Origin of the sequence: Bacillus carboniphilus (assembly GCF_020524035.2) — a bacterium.
Lineage (GTDB): Bacteria > Bacillota > Bacilli > Bacillales > JAIVKR01 > Bacillus_CC.
The window spans coordinates 3,100,001-3,126,865 of sequence record NZ_CP129013.1; the positions used below are offsets into that span (position 1 = coordinate 3,100,001).

The following is a 26,865-nucleotide window of genomic DNA, read 5'->3' on the forward strand; positions in this document are numbered from 1 at the left end:
GTTCCGCATGGAAGGGCCATCGCTCAACGGATAAAAGCTACCCCGGGGATAACAGGCTTATCTCCCCCAAGAGTCCACATCGACGGGGAGGTTTGGCACCTCGATGTCGGCTCATCGCATCCTGGGGCTGTAGTCGGTCCCAAGGGTTGGGCTGTTCGCCCATTAAAGCGGTACGCGAGCTGGGTTCAGAACGTCGTGAGACAGTTCGGTCCCTATCCGTCGTGGGCGCAGGAAATTTGAGAGGAGCTGTCCTTAGTACGAGAGGACCGGGATGGACGCACCGCTGGTGTACCAGTTGTCTTGCCAAAGGCATCGCTGGGTAGCTATGTGCGGAAGGGATAAGTGCTGAAAGCATCTAAGCATGAAGCCCCCCTCAAGATGAGATTTCCCATCTACTAGTAGAGTAAGATCCCTGAAAGATGATCAGGTTGATAGGTTCGAGGTGGACGTGTGGTGACACATGGAGCTGACGAATACTAATCGATCGAGGACTTAACCACACACATGCGATTCTTGTCACCCTTCGTTATTTAGTTTTGAAAGAATGAATTTTCTTTTGAAAAAACGCTTGATATTATCTTGAAAATAAGTATAATATATTTTGTCCCTCTACAATGGGACAAGGGTTTTGAGAGGTAACCAGTTTGACGTCATTGACGAAAGAAGATGACAAAAAATGCGCCTATTCAAAAGAAACCTACATAAGAAATAAAAGGGTTTTGAGAAACAAGTAGTTTGAGGAATCAACTGAGGAAACCGAGGAGCGTACTCCGGTACGTGACGACGTTGACGAAAGAAGATGACAAAAAATGCGCCTATTCAAAAGAAACCTACATAAGAAATAAAAGGGTTTTGAGAAACAAGCAGTTTGAGGAATCAACTGAGGAAACCGAGGAGCGTACTCCGGTACGTGACGACGTTGGCGAAAGAAGATGACAAAAAAATGCGCCGTTTATCAAAAGCCGTATACTATATGTCTGGTGATGATGGCAAAGAGGCCACACCCGTTCCCATGCCGAACACGGAAGTTAAGCTCTTTAGCGCCAATGGTAGTTGGGGGTCTCCCCCTGTGAGAGTAGGACGTTGCCAGGCTGACAAAAAGGGATTAGTAACAATTAGGTTGCTAGTTCCTTTTTTTTGTTTGCATTAAATAAGTTTGTAAGTTTCCTCCTACTTTTTGAACACGCACTTTTACACTAATTACCTTAAGCACCTTCCATTCAAAATTCAAAGTATCGCTTAAAAAAACTCATTTTTCAGAATACTAAATTTTATCTTTTCACTATAGCTTTCCACAAGACATTATAGTAACATCAAATATAAAAATAAAAGGGGGAAGGACACATGATTCGTTATCCAATTTTATCAAATGACGCAACAGTTGGTGTAACTGCACCATCGTCAGGTGTCCCGGTAGAACTTCATCATTTGTTACATCAAGCAAGGGAGAAATTTCAAGAACAAAACGTTCAAGTCGTTTTTGGGGAGACGGTATGGACTCAAAAGAAAGCAAAATCTGCGGATGCAAAAACAAGAGCAAATGAATTTAATCAAATGATGCAAAACGATAATGTTGACGTAATCATTCCTCCTTGGGGTGGAGAACTTTTAATTGAAACTTTAGAGTACATAGATTTTGAGAACATTAAGGAAAAGTGGATAGTAGGTTATTCCGATACAAGTCTTCTCCTGCTAGCAATTACTTTAAAGACTGGAATAGCAACAGCCCATGGAACGAATTTTGTTGACTTAAGGGGCAAAGAAACTGATCCGACGACAGCGATGTGGAAAACCGTTTTATCCACGGAAGTTGGTTCTTCTGTCGTTCAGTATTCCTCTCCTTTCTATCAAAAAGAATGGAAGCATGGGAATCCAACACCTGTTGTTTTCAATTTAACAGAAAAGACGGAATGGAAAACGATCTCTTGTAAAGAACAGTCTTTAAAAGGAAGATTGTTAGGAGGGTGTATCGATGTTATTCGTCATTTAGCAGGAACACCTTTCGGAAATATTCAATCCTTTCAACAAAAATATATTCATGATGAACCAATTATATGGTTCTTTGAAAATTGTGAGTTGTCGACAACAGATTTGAGACGTTCTTTAGTACAAATGAAATTAGCTGGCTGGTTTGATCATTGCTCAGGTGTTTTATTTGGTAGGAGTGAAGCCAATCATTCTGTAGGTGACTATACCGTAGAGGATGTTTATTGGGATCTGTCAGAAGAATTAAATGTTCCGATCATTTATGATATTGATTGTGGTCACAAGCCGCCACAAGTTACTTTGATCAATGGTGCATTTGCGGAGGTAACAGTTGAAAATGGAAAAGGAAAGGTCACTCAATGTTTTCGCTCATAAGGAAAGCTTGTGGAGAGGTTGATTCGAATTGAACGCTCCTATCCCTATAGAAGAAAAGAAACTTCTTTATGATTATATTTACAACGACTATCTTTTGGAACAGTTAGATCAAGATCGAACATTTTTTGAAAAATCCAAGATGAGAATACCTGATGTATATGAAAACTTAATGGATGACATTGTTGATGTTATTGGCAAGGATTTAAGGAAGATACAGGTGCAGATGAGAGAGAAAGAATTGTCAGTTGAAGCTCCTGTACAGCTTGATGATTGGTTTATTGAATACGTTTATCATGCTCATGGTTATTATGGTACGTTTCGTTTTTGGAAGTCAGCATTGAATTTGGAGGCTAATAAGCGGTTGGAAGCCGTTCGTGAAAGGCTCTATAAATAACATGTGACGCAGGAAGTTCGTTTCTCAAATGGTGCATTTTGAAGTACAATGACTTTAGGAATACAATTGCAGATAAGATTGGAAAGGAAGAAAGAATATTTGACAAAAAAACGAACGAAGGAAAAGTTTTATGTCCAAGATAATGAAACGCTTTCAGATTGCTTAAAAAGAATGGAAGAACAAGGATATGTTCCTGTTCAAAGAATGGAAGAGCCGATCTTCAAAGAAGTAGATAAAAACGGTCATCCAGATATTCAACCGTGTGGAAGGAAAGTTGTATTTATAGGACAAAAGAAAACAAAAGACGAACATTAATTATTTTAATAAACTTTAATGTTCGATTTTTATTGACTGTTTACTTGTAGATTGTTAATATGAAGTTGAAAATGAATGGACCTCGTATAATGTTGGGGATATGGCCCAAAAGTTTCTACCCGATAACCGTAAATTATTGGACTATGAGGGAAAGTGAATAGTAGGATTTATCATTCAATCTGAATTTGGATGATCTAAGCCTTATTTTTATTTACTTTCTCTCTTAAACCATAGAGAGAGTCTGTAAATAAAGATGAGGCTTTTTGTGTCGCTCCTTTTATTTTATTAGAGGATGACTGACGGTAGATGATTGATTGCGCCCTATCACTTTTCGTACTACATAACATAAAAGGGGGATTACTAGTGAAACCATTAGTTGGCGTTATTATGGGGAGTACGTCAGATTGGGAAACCATGAAATATAGCTGTGAAGTGTTAGACGAACTCGATATTCCGTATGAGAAACGTGTTGTATCTGCGCACCGGACTCCTGATTTAATGTTTGCATATGCTGAGGAGGCAAAAGAAAGAGGGATAAACGTGATTATAGCAGGAGCAGGTGGAGCGGCTCATTTACCTGGAATGGTTGCTTCTAAAACGACCTTACCCGTTATTGGTGTACCTGTTCAATCACAGACGTTAAATGGTCTAGACTCCTTATTATCCATTGTACAAATGCCAGGGGGTGTACCTGTAGCAACAGTCGCTATTGGGAAAGCAGGATCCATGAATGCCGGTCTATTAGCAGCAGAAATTCTTTCGTTACAGTCGAAAAATATTCATAACAAGTTAGTAGAGAGAAAAGAGAATATTAAACAACGAGTATTAGAGAGTAGTGATCAGCTTGTTTAATCAAACGATTTCACCAGGGGCAACAATCGGCATTATCGGCGGTGGGCAACTCGGTCGGTATATGGCTATTGCAGCTAGACATTTAGGTTATAAAGTAGCGGTATTAGACCCAACGCCTGATTCCCCATGTGCTCAGGTGAGTGACTATGAAATTATTGCGCCTTTTGATGATCAAGAAGCGATTGAGCGCTTGGCATCCATGAGTGATGTGATAACTTATGAGTTTGAAAATATTGATGCGAAAAGATTGAATTGGCTAGAGGAGAATGTTTATCTTCCTCAAGGAAGCGACTTGTTGACAAAGACGCAGGATCGAGAACTTGAGAAAAAAGCAATTCAAGAGGCAGGTGTGTCTGTAGCACCATATGAAATCGTAAAGAAACCTGAAGATATAGAAGACATCTTAGAAAAGCTAGAATTTCCTGCTGTTATTAAAACATGTCTTGGAGGATATGATGGCAAGGGGCAAATCGTTATTCGATCAACAGAAGACGTTCCACATGCCAAAAAGCTTAGCAGTGATACTAGGTGTGTTGTTGAAAAATGGATTCCGTTTGAAAAAGAAATTTCCGTTATTGTTACAAGAAGTACGACAGGTGAGGTGACTACCTTCCCGATAGCAGAGAACATTCATCAAGAGAATATTTTACACCAATCGATTGTTCCAGCAAGAATAGCAAAGGATATTAAAGAGAAGGCAAAAGCAATGGCACTGAAACTAGCCGATCATTTTCAGCTAGTTGGGACGCTGGCTGTCGAGATGTTTGTGACAAAAGAGGGAGACGTATTTGTAAATGAGTTAGCTCCTCGTCCGCATAATTCTGGGCATTACACGTTAGATTTATGCAAAGTATCTCAGTTTGAACAACACATTCGTTCCATATGTGGACTTCCGTTAGGACAGACGGACCTTCTAAGCGAAGGGGTAATGGTTAACCTTATTGGAGATCAAATCCATTTGATTGAAAAAGACAGGGGTCTTTTAGTGGATGGGAAACTATATGATTATGGAAAAAAAGAAGTAAAACCGAAGAGAAAGATGGGACATGTAACGTTTTATTCACGAGAACATATGGAAAAAATAGAAAAACATCCGATTTGGAAGAAAGATGAGGCGTTGATATGATCGAACGTTATACAAGACCAGAAATGGGAGCAATATGGACAGAAGAAAATCGCTTTAAAGCATGGTTAGAGGTAGAGATCTTAGCTTGTGAAGCGTGGGCGGAACTTGGAGAAATTCCGAAAGAAGATGTAAAGATATTGAGAGAGAAAGCATCATTTGATATTGAGAGGATAAAAGAGATAGAAAATGAGACAAAGCATGATGTGGTGGCGTTTACTCGTGCTGTGTCAGAAACATTAGGAGAGGAAAAGAAATGGGTGCATTATGGATTAACATCGACGGACGTAGTAGACACGGCATTATCCTATGTGCTCAAACAGGCAAACGAAATCTTGTTAGCCGACTTAAATCGTTTTGTTGACGTATTGAAAGAGAAGGCAAGAGAGCAAAAATATACGGTCATGATGGGGAGAACACATGGCGTTCATGCGGAACCAACGACATTTGGCTTAAAGCTAGCCCTCTGGTATGAGGAAATGAAGAGAAATGTCGAGAGGTTTACGCAAGCAGCTGAAGGCATTCAATTTGGAAAGATATCGGGGGCAGTTGGAACCTATGCCAATATTGACCCGTTCGTTGAAGCGTATGTGTGTGAAAAGCTTGGCTTAAAAGCGGCACCTATCTCGACGCAAACGCTGCAAAGAGACCGACACGCTCATTATATGAGTACACTTGCACTCATCGCAGCTTCTATTGAAAAGTTTGCAGTAGAAATTAGAGGTTTACAAAAAAGTGAAACAAGAGAGGTTGAAGAATTTTTCTCGAAAGGACAAAAGGGATCTTCAGCGATGCCTCATAAACGAAATCCAATCGGATCAGAAAATATGACAGGGTTAGCAAGGACGATTCGTGGGTATATGGTAACTGCCTATGAAAATGTAGCGCTTTGGCATGAGCGAGATATCTCGCATTCTTCATCCGAGAGAATCATTCTCCCAGATGCAACGATCGCCTTAAACTATATGCTTAATCGTTTTAGTGGAATCATCGAAAACTTGACTGTTTTTCCTGAAAACATGAAACGTAATATGGATCGAACCTTCGGATTGATTTATTCTCAGCAAGTCATGCTTGCGTTAATTAACAAAGGGATGACAAGAGAGGAAGCGTACGATTTAGTTCAACCAATCGCCATGAAATCATGGGAAAAACAAGTTCCATTCCGTCACTTAGTAGAAACAGAAGAGCAAATCACATCACAATTATCAATGAAGGAAATAACGGCTTGCTTTGATTATCACTACCATATCAAGCATGTGGATATGATTTTCAAACGCGTCAATCTAGATTAAAGAGGTTGGTTAATTATTTTCAATACAATGATAAGCAACAAGAGGGGGTATAGACCATGGATTTTACAAAGGGATCTTTACTTTACGAAGGTAAAGCAAAAAAAATATATGAAACCAATCATGCCGATGTGGTTCTCGTTGAATATAAAGATTCAGCTACGGCTTTTAATGGAGAAAAAAAAGCAACTATTACTGGTAAAAGCAGACTAAATAACATGATCTCAAGTTTGTTATTTTCAGAGCTGAAACGAAGCAATATCTCTTCGCACTTTGTTGAACAAGTATCGGAAACAGAGCAACTTGTACAAAAAGTAGAGATTATTCCAATAGAGGTCGTTGTTCGAAATATTGTGGCTGGAAGTCTCTCGAAACGCCTCGGTATTGAAGAAGGAACCGCCTTAAAGAAACCAATTATCGAATTTTATTATAAAGATGATCAGTTAGGGGATCCATTTATTAATGAAGCGCATATTGAAGAATTAAGTCTTGCAACTGATGCCCAACTATTGTTTATCAAAAGAGAAGCGTTCAAAGTGAATGACGTATTGAAAAGATATTTTAAAGAAAAGGATATTGAGCTTGTAGACTTTAAACTTGAGTTCGGAACTAGCGATCAAGGGGAAGTGCTATTAGCAGATGAAATATCACCAGATACGTGCCGTTTATGGGATGTGACGACAGGGGAAAAGCTAGATAAAGATGTTTTTAGACGAGAGATTGGTAGTTTAACAGAAGCCTATCAAAAATTGTTAGATCGTATAAGGGGAGAGGTCAATCATGGTTAAGGTGAAAGTTCATGTTATGTTAAAGGAAAGTGTATTAGATCCGCAAGGGAGTGCGGTGCAAAAGGCGCTTCATTCGATGAATTATCAAGAAGTGAAAGATGTACGAATTGGAAAGTATATGGAGCTGCAAATGGAGCAAGGTGAGGGAGACTTAGACACTAGAATTAAAGAGATGTGTGAAAAGCTTCTTGCGAATCCTGTCATAGAGGATTACACGTATGAGGTGGAGGAGGTTGTCGCTCCGTGAAGTTTGCCGTTATTGTCTTTCCAGGATCCAATTGTGATATCGACATGTATCATGCAATAAAGGATGAATTAGGCGAGGACATGGACTATGTTCGCCATGATGCTACTGATTTATCTTCCTATGATGGAGTATTGCCGCCTGGCGGCTTTTCTTATGGAGATTACTTACGTTCAGGAGCGATTGCTCAGTTTTCAACTATCATGAAAGAAGTTGTCCGAGCAGCGAATGAAGGAAAACCTGTCTTAGGAGTATGTAACGGATTCCAAATCTTACTTGAAGTTGGGTTGTTACCTGGTGCAATGAAACGAAATCAACAGTTGAAATTTATTTGTAAGCCGGTTGAATTGGTCGTCGAAAATCACGAAACGATGTTTACAAGCGGATATCAACAAGGTCAAAAGATTACGATCCCAATTGCTCATGGAGAGGGCAACTATGAATGTGACGATGAAACGTTAAAGCAGTTAAAGAAAAATAACCAAATCGTTTTCACGTATGATCATAATCCAAATGGAAGTGTAAACAATATTGCTGGCATTGTCAATGAACAAGGTAACATATTAGGGATGATGCCTCATCCGGAGCGAGCGGTCGATAAGCTTCTAGGAAGTGATGATGGATTAACGTTATTTAAATCAATCGTAAAAAACTGGAGGGAAACTCATGTCGCAACCTATTGAGCCAACAGCAAAACAGATCAAAGATGAAAAACTATATCAACAAATGGGAGTTAGTGATGATGAGTTTCGATTAGTTGAATCGATTTTAGGACGTTTGCCTAATTATACTGAGATCGGAATTTTTTCAGTTATGTGGTCGGAGCACTGTAGTTATAAAAACTCAAAGCCTCTTTTAAAAAAGTTTCCAACCGATGGTGAACGAGTCCTCCAAGGTCCAGGAGAAGGGGCTGGAATTGTCGATATTGGGGACAATCAAGCCGTCGTCTTTAAAATTGAGAGCCATAATCATCCATCTGCCATCGAACCTTATCAAGGAGCTGCGACAGGGGTTGGAGGAATTATCCGTGATGTGTTTTCAATGGGAGCTAGACCGATTGCATTATTAAATTCGTTACGGTTTGGAGAATTAACGACACCTCGAGTAAAATACTTATTTGAAGAAGTCGTAGCCGGAATTGCAGGTTACGGTAATTGTATCGGAATTCCAACCGTTGGAGGAGAAGTTCAATTTGATCCATCATATGATGGAAACCCACTTGTGAATGCGATGTGTGTCGGTTTAATTGATCATCAAGATATTAAAAAAGGGCAAGCGAAAGGTGTCGGCAATACCGTCATGTATGTAGGTGCGAAAACAGGTCGTGATGGTATACATGGAGCTACCTTTGCATCAGAAGAGCTGACAGAATCATCGGAAGAAAAACGACCAGCCGTTCAAGTAGGGGACCCATTTATGGAGAAGCTGCTTCTTGAAGCTTGTTTAGAGGTCGTTCAATCAGATGCACTTGTAGGAATTCAAGATATGGGGGCCGCAGGACTCACAAGTTCATCTGCAGAGATGGCCAGTAAAGCTGGATCAGGAATTGAAATGAACTTAAATTTAGTTCCGCAAAGAGAAAAGGGTATGACGCCTTATGAAATGATGCTTTCAGAATCACAAGAAAGAATGCTGTTAGTAATTGAAAAAGGTCGTGAGCAAGAAATTGTTGATCTTTTTGAGAAATATGACTTAGATGCAGTAGCGATTGGTCGGGTGACAGATGATAAAATGCTTCGCCTCCTTCACAAAGGGGAAATCGTTTCTGAAATCCCTGTCGATGCTTTAGCGGAGGAAGCACCTGTTTACGAAAAACCATCCAGTGAACCAGAAATGTATAAACAAAATCAACAGCAACCTAATTATGTTCCTCATGTAGACAATTACGAGGAGATGCTGAAAACTCTATTAAAACAACCGACGATTGCCAGCAAGGAATGGGTATATGACCAATACGATTACATGGTGAGAACCAATACAGTGGTTACACCTGGATCGGATGCAGCTGTGTTAAGAATTAGAGATACAAACAAAGCGTTAGCCATGACAACAGACTGTAACTCAAGATATTTATATTTGGATCCACAAGAAGGTGGAAAGATCGCTGTGGCAGAAGCAGCAAGAAATATTGTTGCCTCTGGAGGAACTCCTTTAGCCGTGACGGATTGTTTGAATTTTGGGAGTCCAGAAAAACCGGAAATCTTTTGGCAAATGGAAAAGGCTGTGGATGGCATGAGTGAAGCATGCCGAACATTAAAAACACCTGTCATTGGCGGGAATGTTTCTTTATATAATGAAACAAACGGAACTGCTGTCTATCCAACACCGGTCGTTGGAATGGTGGGATTAATAGAACAGACCGAACATATTACGACCCAGCATTTTAAACAAGCCGATGATCTTATCTATTTATTAGGAGAAACAGAAGCAGAATTTGGCGGAAGTGAAATTCAAAAGGTTTTAGAAGGTAGAATCTTTGGCAAACCACCAAAGCTGGATCTTGATGAAGAGCAAAAACGAAGTCAGCAGTTACTAGACGCTATTCGTCAAGGACTTGTTCAGTCCGCTCACGATTTATCAGAGGGGGGTCTTGCTGTAGCTTTAGCGGAAAGCTTGTTTACTCATCAAGGCCTAGGAGCTGAAGTTACCATTGAAGACAATCCAGCTGTTTCCTTATTTAGTGAAAGTCAGTCAAGATTTCTTGTGACGGTGAAAAAAGAAAACCAAGAGCGGTTTGAAGAGCTTGTTGAAGCGAAGCAAATCGGCATTGTTACAAATGGAGGGAGACTTGAAATCCGTTCCTCTTCTGAACAGCCTATTGTTTCTACATCTTCTCTAGAATTAGAGAGAGAATGGAAAGGAGTATTCCATGCTTGCTGAACTAAAGGGGTTAAATGAAGAATGTGGTGTTTTCGGTGTGTGGGGGCATAAAGATGCAGCTGAACTTACTTATTACGGTTTGCATAGCCTTCAACACCGTGGTCAAGAAGGTGCGGGTATTGTCACAACCGATGGTGACTCTTTATATTGTGTAAAAGGTGTGGGTCTAGTAAACGACGTGTTTAGTCAAAGTCGTTTAAAGGAGCTCACAGGTCATTCTGCTATCGGGCATGTTCGTTATGCAACGGCTGGTGGTGGAGGATATGAAAATGTCCAGCCCCTCTTATTTCGCTCTCAAAATGGGTCACTTGCTCTTGCTCATAATGGTAACTTAGTGAATGCAAAAGCTTTGAAGCACCAATTAGAAGGGCAAGGAAGTATTTTTCAAACAACCTCGGACACGGAAGTGCTTGCTCATTTAATTAAACGATCGGGGTATTTATCCTTGAAAGAACGAGTGAAAAATGCCTTATCAATGTTAAAAGGGGCTTATGCGTTTGTTATGATGACCGAAACGGAGATGATGGTTGCGTTAGATCCGAATGGATTACGCCCGATTTCCCTCGGAATGTTAGGAGATTCCTACGTCGTTGCATCAGAAACATGTGCGTTTGATCTAATTGGAGCGGAATATTTAAGGGATGTCGAACCAGGTGAGTTGCTCGTTATTAGTGATAAAGGTCTTGAGGTCGAACGTTTTGCCAACTGTAATCGAGCACTTTGCAGTATGGAATATATTTATTTCTCGCGACCTGATAGTAACATTAATGGTATTAACGTTCATACGGCAAGGAAGAACTTAGGGAAAAAGCTAGCGCTTGAATCACCAATTGAAGCTGATGTTGTTACAGGAGTACCAGATTCGAGTATTTCAGCTGCCATTGGGTATGCCGAGGAATCGGGTATTCCTTATGAACTAGGACTAATCAAAAATCGCTATGTAGGTCGAACATTTATTCAACCTTCACAGTCTTTGCGAGAACAAGGGGTGAAAATGAAGCTTTCTCCAGTTCGAGGAGTGGTTGATGGGAAACGAGTCGTGATGGTGGATGATTCCATTGTTAGGGGAACGACAAGTAGAAGAATCGTGACAATGTTAAAAGAAGCAGGTGCAAAAGAAGTTCATGTTCGAATTAGCTCACCACCAATTGCACACCCTTGCTTTTACGGAATTGATACGTCTACTCATGCAGAGCTAATTGCAGCTAAACATAGTGTGGAAGAAATTAGACAAATCATTGGTGCAGATTCCTTAACCTTTTTAAGTCAACAAGGATTGATTGAAGGGCTTGGTCGTCCTTATGAAGGAGAGTTAAAAGGGCAATGTATGGCCTGTTTTTCTGGGAACTATCCGACAGAAATTTATGCTGATACCGTGCTACCTCATGAAAAAGTATAAGAAGAAATTACGGCAAAGCTTCTTAATAGGAAGAGGGGAAATGAAATGTCCAATATATATAAACAAGCAGGAGTCGATATAGAGGCTGGGTATGAAGCGGTTGATCGAATGAAAAAGCATGTTGGAAAAACCAATCGCCTAGGAGTAATGGGCGCTTTAGGTGGATTTGGAGGGATGTTTGATCTTTCACAATTAAATTATAAGGAGCCGGTTCTCGTATCGGGAACAGATGGTGTTGGGACGAAGCTCAAACTCGCTTATCAAGCCAATAAACACGATTCAATCGGTATTGATGCAGTAGCCATGTGCGTGAATGATATTTTACTCAAGGAGCGGAACCGTTGTTTTTTCTCGATTATTTAGCGCTAGGCAAGTCAGACCCTCAGAAAATTGAACAAATCGTCAAAGGGGTGGCAACAGGATGTGAAATCGCAGGTTGTGCTCTAATTGGCGGTGAGACGGCTGAAATGCCAGGGATCTATGATGAAGATGAATACGATATTGCTGGTTTTGCAGTCGGTGCTGCGGAGAAGTCGGAATTGGTGACGGGTGCTAAAATTGAAGAAGGTGACTTGGTGATTGGACTTCCATCCAGTGGTATTCATAGTAACGGCTTTTCACTTGTGAGAAAGATTGTGGAAGAGAGTTCATTGGACTTACAACATAATTATGTCGAGAATCGTCCTCTTATAGATGAACTGTTAACGCCAACAAGTATTTATGTCCCTTCAGTCTTACCTTTAGTAAAACGAGGATTAATAAGCGGAATGGCCCATATTACGGGAGGCGGATTTATTGAAAATATTCCGCGCATGTTGCCGGAAGGTTTAGCAGCAGAGATTGATTTCGGCTCTTGGCCCATTCCGAAAATCTTTGACTTCCTTATGGAGGAAGGGAAGATCACAAGACAAGCAATGTTTGAAGTATTTAACATGGGAATTGGGTTTGTTTGTGTGATTAAAGAAGAAGATCTGTCTATGGTGATTCAGTCACTTGAGGAAAAAGGACAACCCGCTTATTTAATCGGTAGAACCAAAAAAGGAGAAGGGTTGTCTTTTGGCGGGGGAGAGATATGAAAAAGATTGCTATTTTTGCCTCAGGAAGCGGAAGCAATTTTCAAGCAATTGTTGATTACTTTAAACAAGAAAATATAAATATAGACATTTGTTTGCTCGTTTGTGATCGCCCACATGCGAAAGTAATTGAGAGAGCGAAAAAAGAAGGAATAGCAAGTTTTGTCTTTTCTGCTCAAGATTATATAGACAAGCAGGCCTTCGAAAAAGAAATATTAAAGAATTTAACCCGTTTAAAAGTGGATCTAATTGTTTTAGCCGGTTATATGAGATTGATAGGAGAGACATTATTAGAAGCTTATCAAGACCAAATCATTAATCTACATCCGTCTTTATTGCCGTCTTTTCCTGGAAAGGACGCGATTAACCAAGCATTCGATGCCAATGTGAAAGTGACTGGTGTAACCATTCATTATGTTGATGAAGGAATGGATACAGGTCCAATTATTGCCCAAGAACCCGTTCGAATTGATAACGATGATACGACCGAAACGTTAACGGAACGGATTCATAAGGTGGAGCATCAATTATATCCTAAAGTTATTAAAGATCTATTAATAGAGGAGTGAACCGTATTGGCCATTAAACGAGCCCTAGTTAGTGTCTATCATAAAGAAGGAATTGTCGATTTTGTCAAAGAGTTAGTCTCGATGGGAGTAGAAGTCATATCAACAGGTGGAACGAAAAAGCTCCTCCAAGAAAACGGTATAGAGGTTATCTCGATTTCAGAAGTGACGAACTTTCCAGAAATCATGGACGGAAGAGTCAAGACCCTTCACCCGGCTATTCATAGTGGATTACTAGCTGTAAGAGATAATAAGGAGCATATGGAGACGTTAAGCGATTTAGGGATAACCCCAATTGATTTAGTCGTCGTAAATTTATATCCCTTTAAAGAAACGATCACCAAAAAGACGGTTACTTTTGAGGATGCGATTGAAAACATTGATATTGGCGGACCAACGATGTTGCGTTCAGCAGCAAAAAACCATCAAGATGTAACCGTAGTAGTAGACCCTAATGATTATCAAACGGTCGTGAATCAATTATCGAGTGACGGAGATGTCGATCATAAAACCCGCAAGCAATTAGCTGCAAAAGTCTTTCGTCATACAGCAGCTTATGATGCGTTAGTTTCTTCTTATTTGACGGAGCAAGCAGGTGAGACAGATCCAGAAAGTTTGACCTTTACATATGAAAAACAACAATCGCTTCGATATGGTGAAAATCCACATCAACAGGCGACTTTTTATAAACAGCCACTCGGTACGGAAGTGTCGATTGCAAGAGTAAAACAGCTTCATGGCAAGGAGCTTTCCTATAATAATATTAAAGATGCGGATGCCGCTGTGCATATCGTGCGTGAGTTTAATGAGCCATGCGCAGTCGCCGTTAAGCATATGAACCCTTGTGGAGTCGGAGTTGGAGATACAATCAATGAAGCATTCAAACGAGCGTATGAAGCCGATTCCACTTCCATATTTGGGGGGATTGTTGCCCTAAACAGAGAAGTAGATCGGGAGCTAGCGATACAATTAAACGAGATCTTTTTAGAAATTGTCATTGCTCCTCGTTTTACAGACGATGCGTTGGAAATATTAACGCAAAAGAAAAACATTAGACTTCTTACTTTAAATGTAAGAGCAGAAGCAAAGGCTGAAAAACAACTGACTTCCGTAAAAGGAGGACTTCTCATTCAGGACGAAGATACGGGTTCTCTTGATAAAGAACAAACAACCATCCCAACGAAGCGTGAGCCAACTGAAGAAGAGTGGAATGATTTACAACTAGCATGGAAGGTAGTTAAACATGTGAAATCCAATGCAATTGTATTGGCGAAAGACAATATGACCATCGGAATTGGAGCAGGACAAATGAATCGAGTAGGTGCTGCAAAAATCGCCTTGGAGCAAGCGGGAGAAGAAACACATGGAAGTGCATTGGCATCTGATGCTTTTTTCCCTATGGCTGATACAGTAGAAGTGGCTGCTAAGGCAGGCGTAACGACAATCATTCAACCGGGTGGATCTATTCGAGACGAAGAATCCATTCAAAAAGCAGATGAATATGGAATCGCTATGGTTTTTACTGGAATGCGTCATTTTAAGCATTAAGAAAGGAGGAACACCTCGTATGAATATTTTAATCATCGGTTCAGGTGGTCGTGAGCATGCACTTGCTTGGAAGGTTTCGCAAAGTCCACTTGTAGAGAAAGTATTTGTAGCACCAGGAAACGACGGCATGAACGATGTCGCAACCATGATTCCTATCCAAGAAAATAACCATGAAGAACTCGTTCATTTTGCCAAAGATAACGAGATCGGGTTAACGATTGTTGGACCGGAAGTACCGTTATTAAACGGAATTGTGGATCTCTTTCAGGAGGAAGGCTTACGAATTTTTGGACCAATGAAAGAAGCGGCTGAAATTGAAGGAAGTAAGTCGTTTGCCAAAAAAATAATGAAAGATTATCATATTGCAACAGCAGAATATGAGGTTTTTACCGACTATGAAAGAGCCGTTCATTATATTGAAGAAAAAGGCACTCCGATTGTCATTAAAGCAGATGGGTTAGCTGCTGGAAAAGGTGTCGTGATTGCAAAGACACAAAACGAAGCTGTCGACACATTGAGAGATTATTTACAGGACGGAAAATTTGGCAAGGCTAGCAAAAAAGTCGTCATTGAAGAATTTTTAGAAGGACAAGAATTTTCGTTAATGGCTTTTGTCCGTCACGAAAAAGTATATCCAATGGTCATCGCTCAAGATCATAAACCAGCATTTGATGGAGACCAAGGTCCGAATACAGGAGGTATGGGTGCCTATTCTCCTGTCCCACAAATTCCAAACCGAATGGTTGACGAGGCAATTGAATCCATTTTGAAGCCAACAGCTAAAGCTTTAGTAGAGAAAGAGACACCTTTTACTGGCATCTTATATGCAGGATTAATTGCCACTTCTGAGGGGCCAAAAGTGATTGAATTTAATGCCAGATTTGGTGATCCGGAAACTCAAGTCGTTTTACCACGATTACAATCAGATATCGTTGAAGTCATGCTTAACATTTTACATGACCAACCCGTTACTCTAAAGTGGTCTGAAGAGGCAGTTGTTGGCGTTGTTCTTGCTTCAAAAGGATACCCAAACAGCTATGAAAAAGGCGTTCAGATCGGGACATTAGCTTCTGAAGATCGTAATACGAAGGTTTTTCATGCGGGGACAACCTTTGATGGTACTCAATACCGAACAAATGGGGGAAGGGTGGCAGCAGTCGTCGGAATTGGCTCGGATTTATTAGAAGCTAAAACCCTCACCTATCATCAAGTGGATCAAGTAATGACAGATGGATTATTTGTCCGACGAGATATTGCACATAAAGCATTGCAAAACAAGTAACTCAAGAATTACTTTTGCGTTTTTTAATAAAAACAAACAAAAAGGCAATGATACTGCCAATTACACATGCAAGAACAAAAGTAACATCCGTTATATATTCTAAAAACATTGTTCATCATTCCAATCTAATGATAAAGATGACTCCACCAGAAATGGTGGAGTATTGCTTACTATTCAGGTTGTGGTTCGTAATGATGGGACGAGTCTGAGTGGCATTCTGTTTTCTTTGTCATAAGATTGTACATATGAACCATAGGACAATACCTTAATATACCTTCGCCAACTTTCATTGCTCCTAACATCATGATTAATAAATATGAATCCTTCCAAGGCATTTTTGTATATTTGGAAGAAGCCCATGATAACATAGATAATCCACAAGTAATTCTCATCAAAGCGTTCAGTATACTAATATTTGGTTTAACCATCTATATCAGTTCCTTTACTATTTTTTTGAAGACCCTTTTAATTGGAATCCTTTAAGAATTGAATCCATGATAAGCTTTTAAAGACTTTAAATAGCTCCATTTTTTCTCAAAAGGTTTTTAAATTGTCAAAAAATACTCAAATTATTTTCGTACGGTCTTTGGTCGGGTATGTTACCATTAAACTAATTTACAATATGGGAGAGGTTTAACAATGCCCAAACGATTCCATTGGAAAACAAAACAAATGAAAGAACAAATAGATATTTTATCAAATCCAGATCAGTTGACCATATGTTTGTTAAATGCAACCATTTTACAACCGTATTTAAACAGGTGGATCCAAGCAAATGTTTGGATTTACAAAGATCGTATTATATATATTGGAGATGAGCTTCCAAAGAACTATGATCACATCGAGGTAGTTGATTGCCAAGGAAAATATATAGTTCCAGGCTATATCGAACCACATGCTCATCCGTTTCAACTTTATAATCCCCATTCATTGGCGGAGTATGTATCAAAGACAGGAACCACTTTTTTCTTTTGTGATAACTTATTCTTCTTGTTACAATACGCAAAAAAGAAAGCGTTTTCAGTTGTCGATCAACTCAATAAGACACCTATAGGTTTTTATTGGTGGGCAAGATATGATTTACAAACAGAAGTGTTAAATGAGGAAAAGATTTTTACACCAGAAATCTTTAAGCAATGGCTTGAACATCCATACACCATACAAGGGGGAGAATTAACAGGTTGGCCTAAACTTCTTTCGGGTGATCAATTTATGCTTCATCAACTTCAAGAAACAAAAAATGTTCAAAGAAGAATTGAAGGGCATTTACCAGGAGCCTCCTTTAATACGTTAACGAAAATGAAATTAGCAGGTGTGGATAGTGATCATGAATCAATGACAGGAGAAGACGTTTATAAACGTCTTTTAGCTGGATATCACGTCTCTCTTCGTCATTCTTCCATCAGGCCGGACTTGCGAAACATACTAAAAGAAATGAGCGAGTATCAAATTGATTGTTACGATCATTTATTTTTGACTACTGATGGCTCTTCACCTAGCTTTTACGAACAAGGAATGATCAATCAGCTTATTAAAATATGTCTTGAGGAAGATGTTCCTGCTATTGAAGCTTATAAAATGAGTGCGTTTAATATTGCCAAATATCATGGCTTAGATCATCTGATGGGCGTAATTGGGCCAGGTCGATATGCTACGCTTAATGTGCTAGAAAGCATCGATAATCCAACGCCCGTTTCCGTTATGGCTAAAGGAAAATGGTTAGTGAAAGATGGTGTTGATCAAGGACCTCTTCCTAACTTTAATTGGAGTGAATCTGATGCACTTCCTCTTTCTTTAGACTGGGAATTAACAAAGGATGATTTGCAATTTTCAATGCCTATTGGTATGAATATGAAAAATTCTGTTATTATGGAACCATATTCGATTACTCGTGATCACTCTAATGAGCAGTTATCGACGGATCATGATGAAAGCTTTCTGTTATTGATTGATAAAAACGGAGAATGGAGAATAAATACGTTTTTAAAAGGGTTTGCTAGTCATATTCAAGGGTTTGCTAGTTCATATTCGACAACAGGTGATATAATCGTAATTGGAAAAAGTAAATCTGACATGATTCTTGCATTTAATCAGTTAAAGAGGATAGGTGGAGGGATCGTACTTGCTGAAAAAGGAGAAATTCTTCATGAAATTCCTCTGCACATAGAGGGAAGAGCTTCTTTGCATCCTTTTTCTATTGTAATGGAAGAAGAGAGAAAGCTCGTTCAGTTGATGCAAGAGAGGGGTTATCGTTTTCGAGATCCTATTTACACCCTGTTGTTTTTATCTTCTACGCATTTACCGTATATACGAGTTACTCAGCGCGGAATATACGATGTCATGAAAAAAACGGTACTCTTTCCGTCTATAATGCGTTAAAATATAGAAGTGAAAAGAGAAAGGTGTGTTTTTTTGAAAAGATTTATCATCATGGTGGTTACAATGGTACTTCTTGTAGTTGGTTGTTCAAATAAGGAAAATGTTGAAGTGGACCAGACAAAAGAACAAAAACCAGTTACAGAACAAAAAGTCGAAGAAAGAGAAGTCATCACTTATCCATTAACAGGTTTAGATGATGGTGAAGACATTAATCAACGCCCATTAGCTATAGTGATTAATAATCATCCAAAAGCACGGCCTCAATCTGGTTTAGAGCAGGCGGATATTGTATACGAAGTATTAGCAGAAGGAAATGTGACACGATTTTTAGCTGTTTTTCAAAGTGAAATGCCAACTGGTTTAATAGGGCCTGTTCGTAGTGCTCGAGATTATTTTATTGATTTAAGCAAAGGATATGACGCTATATTCGTATCACATGGCTGGAGTGGAAGTGCGAAGGAAAAGCTTCAAACATTAAAAGAGGCCGATTATATAAATGGACTTTTTTATGATGGCAGTTTATTTCAAAGGGTAGATTTTCGAAGTGCTCCCCATAACTCTTATATTTCATATGACAATTTAAAAAATGGGGCAGAACAATTAGGATACGAATTCGAGTCAGAGGTTGATCCAATGACATTTTACGAAGAGGATAACGAAATAGTAGGAGAAGATCAAGAGACTGTGACCATCGCCTATAGTAATTCAAATACGTGGAAGGTAACGTATCAATATAATTCATCTAATCAAAACTACGAACGTTATTCCAATGATGAACTAACGGTTGATTTGGAAACAGAAAACCCTATTCAACTAGATAATGTACTGGTTGTTGAAGCCAACCATCAAATTGTGGATGACTCGGGACATAAATCCATTGATTTATTATCTGGTGGAGAAGCTTATTTGTACCAAAAAGGAAAGAAAATAGACGTGCAATGGAAAAATGAGAACAATCGAATTCTTCCGTACAAAGAGGGAGAGCAAGTCCCATTTGTGCAAGGGAAGACGTGGATTAATATTGTCCCTTCATTAGATAAAGTAAAGGATATTGAGTAAGAAAAAGGAGACTAGGCAATGCAAATAGAAAAATTAAGAGGACCAGAACTGGACCAACTATTTAAATCGGTTTTAACATTAAAAGATCTTGAAGAGTGCTATAAATTTTTTGATGACTTATGTACCGTTAATGAAATTCAATCTTTAGCTCAGCGTTTAGAAGTTGCAAGGATGTTAAGAGAAGGTTTTACGTATCATAAAATTGAAGATGAAACAGGGGCTAGCACAGCCACCATTTCAAGAGTAAAGCGTTGTCTCAACTATGGAAACGATGCGTATGCACTTGCATTAGACCGAATTAAAGAGCAAGAGAAAGAGACAAGTGAATAATAGGCCTTGTTCTATAACCTAACCTTTAACAAGAGTTTGTTGAAGGTTAGGTTATTTTTTTGTTCAGATTCTCTATGTTGCCTGAATCAAGTAGACCTGTGCAAAGAACGATGAAAGGTTTGTTATTCCTCTGAACTTACCCCTATAACAAACGAGATTCTCTCATGGTTATCCCAAGTTGCTACAAACTTAACTAATTGACTTGGAATGTTATTAGGAAGTTCAATGGTTGAATCAACTATTTTCACTTTTTTCTTCTCATTGTTTTCATAATAATAAGCGTAAAACTCTGGTTGTCCGCTATTGTTGTCAAAGTTAAATGTAATTGAAGTTAGTGGATCAGTAAAATAGATATCATCCATTCCGTTTTTTGGATGAATTAAATAGGGATCAGTATCATATACTTCCCCTCCTCCATGTGATGACCAACTATAGCTGCTGTTAATTTTTATTTCTTCACCGTTTATTATTGCTGTGACAATGGGTCGCCCTTTTTTTTCAATTTGAGCTGAAGTTATGTTATTATCAAGAATTTGAACGAAAGAAGGGCCCGTAAAAGTTAGGTAAGTAAGGAGCGGTACGAAATAAAGCAATGTAGCACGCCGGGTTTTGAGGTTAATCTTATGATAGATGATTTCATCCACAACAAAAAAAATTGAAGCTGAAAAAACAGCCATTCCAATAAAAAGGAGAGATTCCTGCAAAGAAAACAAGAAAAGCAAAGGGCTAAAAAAAAGAAAAGCTGGGATCACATGAATCAATAAGTTAATGATATGAGTAAATTTGGTAATGGACTTCGTGATAGTACCTGCTAGAAAATTAACAGGAACTCCTATTGTTATCATGAAGATTGTCCCATATACAATATAAAAGAGTAAGGATTGAAAATAGGAATCCAATAATCCTTCTATTGAAAAATGAAAGGGCAAGTCAACCGGAAAAAATACAGGCAATAACAATAATGATAATAAAATTGAGATAAATGAGATTTTACATTTTTGTTTAAGCATAGTACCACCTTATCTTTTAATGTATAAATAATTATATCAGTGAACAAGGAAAAAAAGTTAAAATCTAGTCAATTTCATTTATAAATAGAGATCTATGATCAAAGCAGGATTCAAAAGGGTTAAAATTGAAGTTGTATGCTGGGAGGTTCGTACGTTCGATCAAACGTTTAGAAAGTTTCTTGATAATTTTATGAAAGGTTGGAAAAATTCTTCTATTTGGTGAAAAGGAAAAGTCGATTGATAATGACTATCGAGCAAAATTACTGGTGGAGAAGTAATCGATTTTGGCTAGGAGAACTAATAAATGCTTTGAAGGAGACGTGTCAAAATTGGAAAAATGAAATGTAAATAGACATAATTAAAACGTTAGTTCGTTGGAATTTGAGTAATCTCATAGGTGGACTATAGAATTAGTAGATCTTTCAAAACCAGAGTTTGATAACGTTCCATACAAAGGTTCATTCAAGATATTAATTAATATAAAAATGGAACAAAGATATAGGACGGATGTTGAAAAAACACTATAGGTAGGCTTAATAAGGGGAGTGAATCTAATCTATGAAAAAAATCCTTTTAACAGGTGCAGCCAGGAAAAATAGGAAAAGATGTGGTCAAAGCATTAAAGGATCAAAAATCAATGGAGTTAATTTTAACGGATATTAACATTTCAGAGTCGATTTTTGGGCAGCCAACTGTCTTTTTAGATGTATCAAACTTAGACCAATGTCAAGAAGCTCTTAAAGGGGTTGATATTGTCATACATTTAGCAGGAGATCCATCGCCAGATGCCGATTTTTATGGGTCTTTGTTAGAAGCAAATATTAAGGGAACTTATAATATTTTACGAGCAGCAAAAGATAATGAAGTTTCTAGGGTCATTATTGCTTCTAGTGCACAAACCGTGGAAGGTTATCCTTTAGATTATCAAGTGCACGAACACTTTCCAGTGCGACCGAAAAATGTTTATGGTGTGAGTAAAGTTTTTGGTGAAGCTTTAGCCTCGTATTTCGCTTATCAAGAAAATTTGCAAACCATTGCGATCCGAATAGGTGCTTACGATGAATTCAAAGATGGTGAGGCGATGTCTGCTAGAAATATGAGTGCATATTTAAATCCCAAGGACTTTATAAATTTACTGCTTAATTCAATTGAAGCTGATAATCTTCCTCCATTCACTATTCTTCATGGAATTTCGAATAATCGGTTTAAAAGACTTAGTCTGGATCAAACAAAAAAGTTAGTCGGATACGATCCGACATCAGATGCCTTTCAGTTAAACCGAATTAGTTTATTTGATGAGTGAATGTATGTGAAGAATTATTAATCGATGTATCGCAATAATGAAATAAGAACAAGGTTAGAAGGTGTAATGATGATGGTTATTCATGAAACTGACAGACTTAATTTTATTTTATTTGATGAATCACACTTAGAGGCTATGGTGACGTTTTGGGGAAATGAAGAAGTGATGAAATATAGTAATGGTCAAACAGATCAAGAAAAATTCCCTCAAATAATAAAGGCATATCAGAAATGTCACAAAGAACACGGTCTCTCTGTCTATGCTATTGAAGAAAAAGCTACCAAAAATATTATTGGTGCTGCTGGATTCAATATAGAAAAATCGCTAGAAACTATTGAACTAATCTATCACTTTGAACAACAGTCATGGGGGAAAGGATATGCAACAGAAGTTGCTAGAGCTTGTTTAAGTATGGCTGAAAATAATGGTCATGTTAAGGTAGTGACAGCATCTGCAGACCCACGAAATCAAGCATCCTTACAAGTTTTAAAGAAAATAGGGTTTCAATATAAAGGGATGAAGTGGTTTGAGGATACAGCCCAAGAAGAACCATATTTTGAGTATTATCTTTAGTAAATATCATAGATAATATAGAAACGACTAAAAAGCTAATTTATAGAAAATCCACAAGAAATATTACATAACGGCTAGGTTATGAATTTGAAGGGAATTCAAAAAAAACAACCATAATAGGTGCAATAGGAAGGAGAAGGGATTATGGATAAAACAAGAAAAATTATGGCTATTGGGACCTTCTTCTTTTTTATCATTGTGGGTGGTCATTCTTTATACAGGTGGATTAAATACGGGATTATAGAGGGTGGATCGCTTTTTATTAGTTTTGTTATCCTATCTTGGTTTTTTAATATCCTTACGTGGGGAGATCATAATGGTGGTAATGACAAAGATGAATTAGGAGAACATATTACAAAACAAAGCGCGAAGGTAAGTTACTTTGTTTTAATGATACTAGCAAGTCTTGTCTTGTTTATTTCGGAGGGAGAATCCAACTTAAATAACATTGAAAATATTCCTTTGTTAATTGTTGTATGTCTTACGTTTGTTACCCTTCCAATAACAGAATTTATCTATTCAAAGAAGTATAGATTATAGAGACTAAGACAGCTAGAAAAAAGAGAATCAAACCAACCAAATGAAATAGGAGGGGCCTATGTATTCATACGACTCATTTGAAACACTAGGATCGTTTACTTTATTGAGACCTATTTTTGTTTCGCTTATCTTTGCAGAAATAATGATGTTTTTCATTATTATCTTTCCTCATTTAAGAACTAAAATAGTTAATGGTTTATCTGTAATAGGACTATCAATAGTATCAATCGTTATATCATCTCAACTTCTTTTCTATGAAGGTATAATTGTTGATGAACTTGGTTTAGGCGGAGATGTAGTGACTTCATATATGTTTTTAATTATAGGTATTCTAGCAATAGTGAATCCAACTATTTATATAGTTAGTAGGAAAAAAACACAGTTAAAATAGACCTTTTTGCAATAAAAAAAGCTGCTCAATATTAGCAACTTTTTTTATTTTTGGTCCTATTGGCGAAGATCAATCCACCAGCGATCTTCTGCATTCAAGTCTTCAGTCTCACCATGTCCACTGTAGTTGAAAGCATCGAGGAAGATTGAATCTAGTTTATCCTCATCAACAAAATAACCTAAGTTTATCTTCATTATTTGTCCTGGTTGGATATTACCTAAATTGCACCAGCCTTTTCCCTGTCCGTGAGGCTCTAGGTAGTCTACTTCACCAGTCATAATTGTTTTTTGTGAAAACATACTTTCTTCATCATAGGTCCATCCATTATTTTCTGATTTAAGCACTTGAAGGCGTGGATGCATATAAATTTCATCTGTTGCCTGCTTTCCACTGTTTTTTACCGTTGTTGTTAGGTAGACAAATTTAGGACTCACTAACTGAGTTTCCTCTAATTCGTCAATTGAATCTTTGCCGTCTCCATAATTGTATACGTCACGCTTGTATGGTATTAATTTATTTATTTGATTTAAAGCATTTTTTTCCTTTAATACACTTATTCCGACATTATTAAAGTTTTCTCGTTTAAAATCATTAATTGAATCAAATACTTCTACTTTTTCAATAACAAATTCGAGTTTATCGTACTCAAATTCGTTGCTGGGGATAGTTACTGGAATCTTTTCGCCTACATTAAATAGTCGTTGACTATCTTTTTCCAAAGGAATAAGGGTTGGTGCTTCTACCGATTCCCTAGAATAAGATTCATCATAATCTACGACGGTTGACGTTTCTTCTGAAGTAGGTTCAAGTGCTAGATTCTCTAGGACATTGATCATTTCTTCTTCATTTACATCCGCTCCAACATAACTTTGTAACATAATTCCCTCTTCTTCAAAAAAGACAAAGACTTCTCGATCAAACGCAAAATTATCGTCGTTTCCGTTATCCTTTTTGACAATCACTGCTTTATTTCCATTGATCTCTTTCTCTTCGTAGTCTTTTGAGTATAGAGTTTGAAAATCTGAATCCGCTCCTATCCTCCAAGGAATAAATGAAAATCCATCTTGTGCATAATTGTCTTTATATGAATATTTATCAGACTTACCCATACGTTCCATACCTTCTGGTAAGTATCCAAGTTCTAGCTTATACCAACTTTCACTGTTTTTTTGAGTCTCATTTGGTACGGACACATTTACTTCATAATTTTGTTTTTCGACGATCATATCGTACACTTTTACTCCACCATAAGCGGTTGTGGGCATGACGATGAATAAGCAGGCGGCCGCAATGAATAGACGTTTTCTTTTACCCTTGGTTTGTTTTGATTTATTATTCATTTTAATTTCCTCCATAAACAATCTCTTTTTTTGCGTGTAGGTATCCGAAAAATTGTGCTGTTCATCTGAATGATCAAAGTCGTCTAAAGCAATTTCTTCAGCAACGTCATACAAAGTTTTGGAGTTCTTTAAATTCGTCATTTTGCATACCTCCTATAAGCTTATTTATTCTTTTTCGCGAACGTTCATATTGCTTGCGGACATTAACTTCAGTTAGCCCCATTAAATGTGATATTTCTTTAAACGTTAAGTTATAAAAAACTTTGTACTTAAATACTTGCCTGTTTGTCTCATTTAATGAGGATAGCAAAGTATCAATTTGAGCCTCTGACATTTCCCGTTGCTCCCAATCATTAATATTTTCATCTATGACTTCAGGAGACTCTTTTTGATATTCTTCTAGGAAACTTTCATTTCGCTTATTCCTTCGGTAACTATCAATTGCTTTGTTTTTTGCAATTCTCAAAATGTACCGTTTAAGTTCTTGAGTGCTTAAGTTTATGGATTCTTTCTAAATTTTGATAAAGGGTGATAAACGTCTCCTGAACAGCATCTTCCGCCTGTTGAATATTGTTTAATATTGAATAGGTTACATAATAAACTTTTTGCTCATACAACGCATATAGCTCTTCCATCTTCTCGTAATCTTTGTTTGTGTTTTTCATGTATTCCCTCCTCTCAATAAATATAACGAACGGTCAGATTAACTTTGTGACACTTTTTTATTTAAAAACTAGCAAACGATTAATAAACTTACATAAAACAGAAAAATGGTTCAGAAGCTGTTGAAGAGGTTGTTTAAAAAGTCCTAAAAAAAATGTCGGTTGAATAACTTTGTTGGTTTGCTTTTCCGCTCCTCATGTACCAAGAACGTACACTGTGAGTGCTTCGACGCCCAGGACGGGCTAGCGCAGGCGTTGCCACAGGACGTGGCTGTACTTAGCCTGTGTTCATTAAGCAGACCGCCTCGTTCTTCAGCGTCCTTTTTCCCTACTTTTTAAACACGCACTTGAAGGGATTTTCATGATGAAACACCGTATAACTTGCAGTATAAATCAACAAAGTGAGATTTCGATAAATTTATGTCGAAAAGGAACGTACGTTCTGTTATTCTTGTATTAAAGGTAGAAAAAGGGGATTGGGAGGACATACATATGAAAAGAGTGTTGGTTTTTATTACGGATGGATTTGCAGATTGGGAAGCAAGTTATGTGACCGCAGAGTTAAATAAACCAGGAACAGGGTTTCAAGTTCAGACAATTGCCATTGATAAGAATCCTAAAGTTTCAATGGGTGGATTGACTGTTACTCCAGATTATAGTTTACAAGAGTTTTCTTTCGAATTAAACGTTGAGATGTTAATTATTCCAGGTGGGACTGGATGGAGGGATGAAAAAAATCAACAGGTGAAGGAGCTTGTGTCTTTTTGTTTTAGAAAGGAAATTCCAGTTGCAGCAATTTGTGATGCAACGACCTTTTTAGGAATTCATGGATTCCTTGACCACCATAAACATACAGGAAATTCATTGCCTTATTTGAAGGAAGGGGCTCCTAATTACAAAGGTGAAGAAAAATATATAGTGGAACAGTCGGTTAGTGATGACTTTTTAATTACCGCTAATGGAAGTGGAGCAATAGAATTTTCGAGAGATATCTTAAGTAAACTGGGCGTTTTAGAAGGTGAAGAACTAGAAAAATGGTATGATATATTTAAAAATGGGTTTATTAGAAGTTAGTTTCTCTGGGGGTTCCATGCTTTTTCTTTCCCTTTAAATATGAAATTAAGAGTAATGATAAAAAAGGAAAGAGAGTCCTTTTTCTCC

The 26,865-nt window shown here is 37.9% G+C and carries 25 protein-coding genes, 2 rRNA genes, 3 pseudogenes and 1 riboswitch (1 of these 31 running past the window's edge); of the genes and pseudogenes, 25 read left to right on the forward strand and 5 right to left on the reverse strand.

All coding sequences use genetic code 11. The features are described 5' to 3' along the window. The 17 genes and pseudogenes from LC087_RS16095 to purD all read left to right on the forward strand — a co-directional run. Positions 1–500, forward strand: a 23S ribosomal RNA gene (locus LC087_RS16095) (it extends 2,431 nt beyond the left edge of the window). 476 nt (positions 501–976) lie between these two features. Beyond that, positions 977–1,092, forward strand: a 5S ribosomal RNA gene (rrf, locus tag LC087_RS16100). A 252-nt stretch (positions 1,093–1,344) separates the two neighbouring features. Then, positions 1,345–2,361, forward strand: a complete 1,017-nt coding sequence (locus LC087_RS16105) for a S66 family peptidase (protein ID WP_226542848.1) — start codon at positions 1,345–1,347, stop codon at positions 2,359–2,361. 28 nt (positions 2,362–2,389) lie between these two features. Continuing rightward, on the forward strand, positions 2,390–2,755 hold the full coding sequence (locus LC087_RS16110; protein WP_226542846.1) for a YhjD family protein: 366 nt from the start codon (positions 2,390–2,392) through the stop codon (positions 2,753–2,755). Positions 2,756–2,854: 99 nt separating this feature from the next. Continuing rightward, positions 2,855–3,070, forward strand: coding sequence for an NETI motif-containing protein (locus LC087_RS16115; RefSeq protein ID WP_226542844.1), 216 nt, complete (start codon positions 2,855–2,857; stop codon positions 3,068–3,070). Between the two features lie 62 nt (positions 3,071–3,132). Continuing rightward, positions 3,133–3,234: riboswitch (purine riboswitch) on the forward strand. A gap of 199 nt (positions 3,235–3,433) precedes the next feature. Then, complete coding sequence (gene purE, locus LC087_RS16120; protein ID WP_226542842.1) at positions 3,434–3,922, forward strand: 5-(carboxyamino)imidazole ribonucleotide mutase; 489 nt, start codon at positions 3,434–3,436, stop codon at positions 3,920–3,922. After that, positions 3,906–5,048 carry a 5-(carboxyamino)imidazole ribonucleotide synthase gene (purK, locus tag LC087_RS16125; RefSeq protein WP_226542840.1) on the forward strand — a complete coding sequence of 381 codons (1,143 nt, stop codon included), beginning with the start codon at positions 3,906–3,908 and terminating at the stop codon, positions 5,046–5,048. The genes purE and purK overlap by 17 nt, the downstream gene beginning before the upstream one ends. Then, complete coding sequence (gene purB, locus LC087_RS16130) at positions 5,045–6,340, forward strand: adenylosuccinate lyase (RefSeq protein ID WP_226542838.1); 1,296 nt, start codon at positions 5,045–5,047, stop codon at positions 6,338–6,340. Before purK ends, purB begins: the two co-directional genes overlap by 4 nt. Positions 6,341–6,396: 56 nt before the next feature. Beyond that, positions 6,397–7,125 (forward strand): phosphoribosylaminoimidazolesuccinocarboxamide synthase, encoded by a 729-nt coding sequence (gene purC, locus LC087_RS16135; protein ID WP_226542836.1) that lies wholly within the window; start codon positions 6,397–6,399, stop codon positions 7,123–7,125. Further along, positions 7,118–7,372 carry a phosphoribosylformylglycinamidine synthase subunit PurS gene (gene purS, locus LC087_RS16140; RefSeq protein WP_226542834.1) on the forward strand — a complete coding sequence of 85 codons (255 nt, stop codon included), beginning with the start codon at positions 7,118–7,120 and terminating at the stop codon, positions 7,370–7,372. Before purC ends, purS begins: the two co-directional genes overlap by 8 nt. Next, positions 7,369–8,052, forward strand: coding sequence for a phosphoribosylformylglycinamidine synthase subunit PurQ (purQ, locus tag LC087_RS16145; protein ID WP_306019700.1), 684 nt, complete (start codon positions 7,369–7,371; stop codon positions 8,050–8,052). The genes purS and purQ overlap by 4 nt, the downstream gene beginning before the upstream one ends. Next, positions 8,036–10,254: pseudogene (gene purL, locus LC087_RS16150) on the forward strand (phosphoribosylformylglycinamidine synthase subunit PurL). The gene purQ and the pseudogene purL overlap by 17 nt, the downstream one beginning before the upstream one ends. Next, complete coding sequence (purF, locus tag LC087_RS16155; protein ID WP_226542828.1) at positions 10,239–11,648, forward strand: amidophosphoribosyltransferase; 1,410 nt, start codon at positions 10,239–10,241, stop codon at positions 11,646–11,648. Before purL ends, purF begins: the two are co-directional and overlap by 16 nt. Positions 11,649–11,693: 45 nt before the next feature. Further along, a pseudogene (gene purM, locus LC087_RS16160) lies at positions 11,694–12,724 on the forward strand (phosphoribosylformylglycinamidine cyclo-ligase). After that, complete coding sequence (gene purN, locus LC087_RS16165) at positions 12,721–13,290, forward strand: phosphoribosylglycinamide formyltransferase (RefSeq protein ID WP_226542824.1); 570 nt, start codon at positions 12,721–12,723, stop codon at positions 13,288–13,290. The pseudogene purM and the gene purN overlap by 4 nt, the downstream one beginning before the upstream one ends. Positions 13,291–13,296: 6 nt before the next feature. Next, a complete protein-coding gene (gene purH, locus LC087_RS16170) occupies positions 13,297–14,835 on the forward strand; it encodes a bifunctional phosphoribosylaminoimidazolecarboxamide formyltransferase/IMP cyclohydrolase (RefSeq protein ID WP_226542822.1) in 1,539 nt (512 codons plus the stop codon). A 19-nt stretch (positions 14,836–14,854) separates the two neighbouring features. Next, positions 14,855–16,117 (forward strand): phosphoribosylamine--glycine ligase, encoded by a 1,263-nt coding sequence (purD, locus tag LC087_RS16175; RefSeq protein ID WP_226542820.1) that lies wholly within the window; start codon positions 14,855–14,857, stop codon positions 16,115–16,117. Position 16,118: 1 nt separating this feature from the next. Here purD and LC087_RS19785 read toward each other — a convergent pair whose 3' ends face one another. Together LC087_RS19785 and LC087_RS16180 are read right to left on the reverse strand one after the other, a co-directional pair. Then, positions 16,119–16,226, reverse strand: coding sequence for an EYxxD motif small membrane protein (locus tag LC087_RS19785; RefSeq protein ID WP_371932614.1), 108 nt, complete (start codon positions 16,224–16,226; stop codon positions 16,119–16,121). Between the two features lie 61 nt (positions 16,227–16,287). Then, a complete protein-coding gene (locus LC087_RS16180; protein ID WP_226542818.1) occupies positions 16,288–16,545 on the reverse strand; it encodes a YgaP family membrane protein in 258 nt (85 codons plus the stop codon). Positions 16,546–16,756: 211 nt separating this feature from the next. On the opposite strand from LC087_RS16180, the gene LC087_RS16185 reads away from it, so the two are divergent. From LC087_RS16185 to LC087_RS16195, 3 genes are read left to right on the forward strand one after another with little or no spacing between them, the layout of a single operon-like run. After that, positions 16,757–18,496: an adenine deaminase C-terminal domain-containing protein gene (locus LC087_RS16185; RefSeq protein ID WP_306019701.1), complete on the forward strand. Its 1,740-nt coding sequence runs from the start codon at positions 16,757–16,759 to the stop codon at positions 18,494–18,496. Between the two features lie 33 nt (positions 18,497–18,529). Then, entirely contained in the window at positions 18,530–19,555 is a 1,026-nt protein-coding gene (locus LC087_RS16190) for a DUF3048 domain-containing protein (RefSeq protein WP_226542814.1), read from the forward strand. 18 nt (positions 19,556–19,573) lie between these two features. Continuing rightward, complete coding sequence (locus LC087_RS16195) at positions 19,574–19,885, forward strand: YerC/YecD family TrpR-related protein (protein WP_226542812.1); 312 nt, start codon at positions 19,574–19,576, stop codon at positions 19,883–19,885. Positions 19,886–20,007: 122 nt separating this feature from the next. On the opposite strand, the gene LC087_RS16200 is transcribed toward LC087_RS16195, so the two are convergent. Continuing rightward, complete coding sequence (locus LC087_RS16200) at positions 20,008–20,895, reverse strand: hypothetical protein (protein ID WP_226542810.1); 888 nt, start codon at positions 20,893–20,895, stop codon at positions 20,008–20,010. A 607-nt stretch (positions 20,896–21,502) separates the two neighbouring features. Here LC087_RS16200 and LC087_RS16205 point away from each other — a divergent pair. The 4 genes from LC087_RS16205 to LC087_RS16220 all read left to right on the forward strand — a co-directional run bounded on the left by LC087_RS16205 (position 21,503) and on the right by LC087_RS16220 (position 23,702). Then, the gene (locus LC087_RS16205) at positions 21,503–22,198 is read left to right on the forward strand and encodes an NAD-dependent epimerase/dehydratase family protein (protein WP_306019702.1); all 696 of its coding nucleotides are present in this window, start codon (positions 21,503–21,505) and stop codon (positions 22,196–22,198) included. A gap of 24 nt (positions 22,199–22,222) precedes the next feature. Then, positions 22,223–22,771: a GNAT family N-acetyltransferase gene (locus tag LC087_RS16210; protein WP_306019703.1), complete on the forward strand. Its 549-nt coding sequence runs from the start codon at positions 22,223–22,225 to the stop codon at positions 22,769–22,771. A gap of 144 nt (positions 22,772–22,915) precedes the next feature. Then, a complete protein-coding gene (locus LC087_RS16215) occupies positions 22,916–23,311 on the forward strand; it encodes a DUF2178 domain-containing protein (protein WP_226542804.1) in 396 nt (131 codons plus the stop codon). Positions 23,312–23,369: 58 nt separating this feature from the next. Next, positions 23,370–23,702, forward strand: coding sequence for a hypothetical protein (locus LC087_RS16220; protein WP_226542802.1), 333 nt, complete (start codon positions 23,370–23,372; stop codon positions 23,700–23,702). A gap of 56 nt (positions 23,703–23,758) precedes the next feature. Here LC087_RS16220 and LC087_RS16225 read toward each other — a convergent pair whose 3' ends face one another. Both LC087_RS16225 and LC087_RS16230 read right to left on the reverse strand, forming a co-directional pair. Beyond that, positions 23,759–25,183, reverse strand: coding sequence for a DUF4367 domain-containing protein (locus tag LC087_RS16225; RefSeq protein ID WP_226542800.1), 1,425 nt, complete (start codon positions 25,181–25,183; stop codon positions 23,759–23,761). Next, positions 25,149–25,707: pseudogene (locus LC087_RS16230) on the reverse strand (RNA polymerase sigma factor). Before LC087_RS16230 ends, LC087_RS16225 begins: the two are co-directional and overlap by 35 nt. A 489-nt stretch (positions 25,708–26,196) precedes the next feature. Between LC087_RS16230 and LC087_RS16235 the strand changes: the two are divergent. Further along, entirely contained in the window at positions 26,197–26,778 is a 582-nt protein-coding gene (locus LC087_RS16235) for a type 1 glutamine amidotransferase family protein (protein ID WP_226542796.1), read from the forward strand. Positions 26,779–26,865 lie beyond the last annotated feature (87 nt).

What these genes read in the sequence shown, in the direction of transcription:
- LC087_RS16180 (WP_226542818.1), bottom strand. Translation starts at nt 16,545, where the DNA reads ATGGTTAAACCAAATATTAGTATACTGAACGCTTTGATGAGAATTACT.
- purC (WP_226542836.1), top strand. Translation starts at nt 6,397, where the DNA reads ATGGATTTTACAAAGGGATCTTTACTTTACGAAGGTAAAGCAAAAAAA.
- LC087_RS16235 (WP_226542796.1), top strand. Translation starts at nt 26,197, where the DNA reads ATGAAAAGAGTGTTGGTTTTTATTACGGATGGATTTGCAGATTGGGAA.
- LC087_RS16200 (WP_226542810.1), bottom strand. Translation starts at nt 20,895, where the DNA reads ATGCTTAAACAAAAATGTAAAATCTCATTTATCTCAATTTTATTATCA.
- LC087_RS16225 (WP_226542800.1), bottom strand. Translation starts at nt 25,183, where the DNA reads ATGACGAATTTAAAGAACTCCAAAACTTTGTATGACGTTGCTGAAGAA.
- purD (WP_226542820.1), top strand. Translation starts at nt 14,855, where the DNA reads ATGAATATTTTAATCATCGGTTCAGGTGGTCGTGAGCATGCACTTGCT.
- purS (WP_226542834.1), top strand. Translation starts at nt 7,118, where the DNA reads ATGGTTAAGGTGAAAGTTCATGTTATGTTAAAGGAAAGTGTATTAGAT.
- LC087_RS16210 (WP_306019703.1), top strand. Translation starts at nt 22,223, where the DNA reads ATGTATCGCAATAATGAAATAAGAACAAGGTTAGAAGGTGTAATGATG.
- LC087_RS16105 (WP_226542848.1), top strand. Translation starts at nt 1,345, where the DNA reads ATGATTCGTTATCCAATTTTATCAAATGACGCAACAGTTGGTGTAACT.
- LC087_RS16215 (WP_226542804.1), top strand. Translation starts at nt 22,916, where the DNA reads ATGGATAAAACAAGAAAAATTATGGCTATTGGGACCTTCTTCTTTTTT.
- purB (WP_226542838.1), top strand. Translation starts at nt 5,045, where the DNA reads ATGATCGAACGTTATACAAGACCAGAAATGGGAGCAATATGGACAGAA.
- purN (WP_226542824.1), top strand. Translation starts at nt 12,721, where the DNA reads ATGAAAAAGATTGCTATTTTTGCCTCAGGAAGCGGAAGCAATTTTCAA.
- purF (WP_226542828.1), top strand. Translation starts at nt 10,239, where the DNA reads ATGCTTGCTGAACTAAAGGGGTTAAATGAAGAATGTGGTGTTTTCGGT.
- LC087_RS19785 (WP_371932614.1), bottom strand. Translation starts at nt 16,226, where the DNA reads ATGTTTTTAGAATATATAACGGATGTTACTTTTGTTCTTGCATGTGTA.
- LC087_RS16220 (WP_226542802.1), top strand. Translation starts at nt 23,370, where the DNA reads ATGTATTCATACGACTCATTTGAAACACTAGGATCGTTTACTTTATTG.
- LC087_RS16195 (WP_226542812.1), top strand. Translation starts at nt 19,574, where the DNA reads ATGCAAATAGAAAAATTAAGAGGACCAGAACTGGACCAACTATTTAAA.
- LC087_RS16185 (WP_306019701.1), top strand. Translation starts at nt 16,757, where the DNA reads ATGCCCAAACGATTCCATTGGAAAACAAAACAAATGAAAGAACAAATA.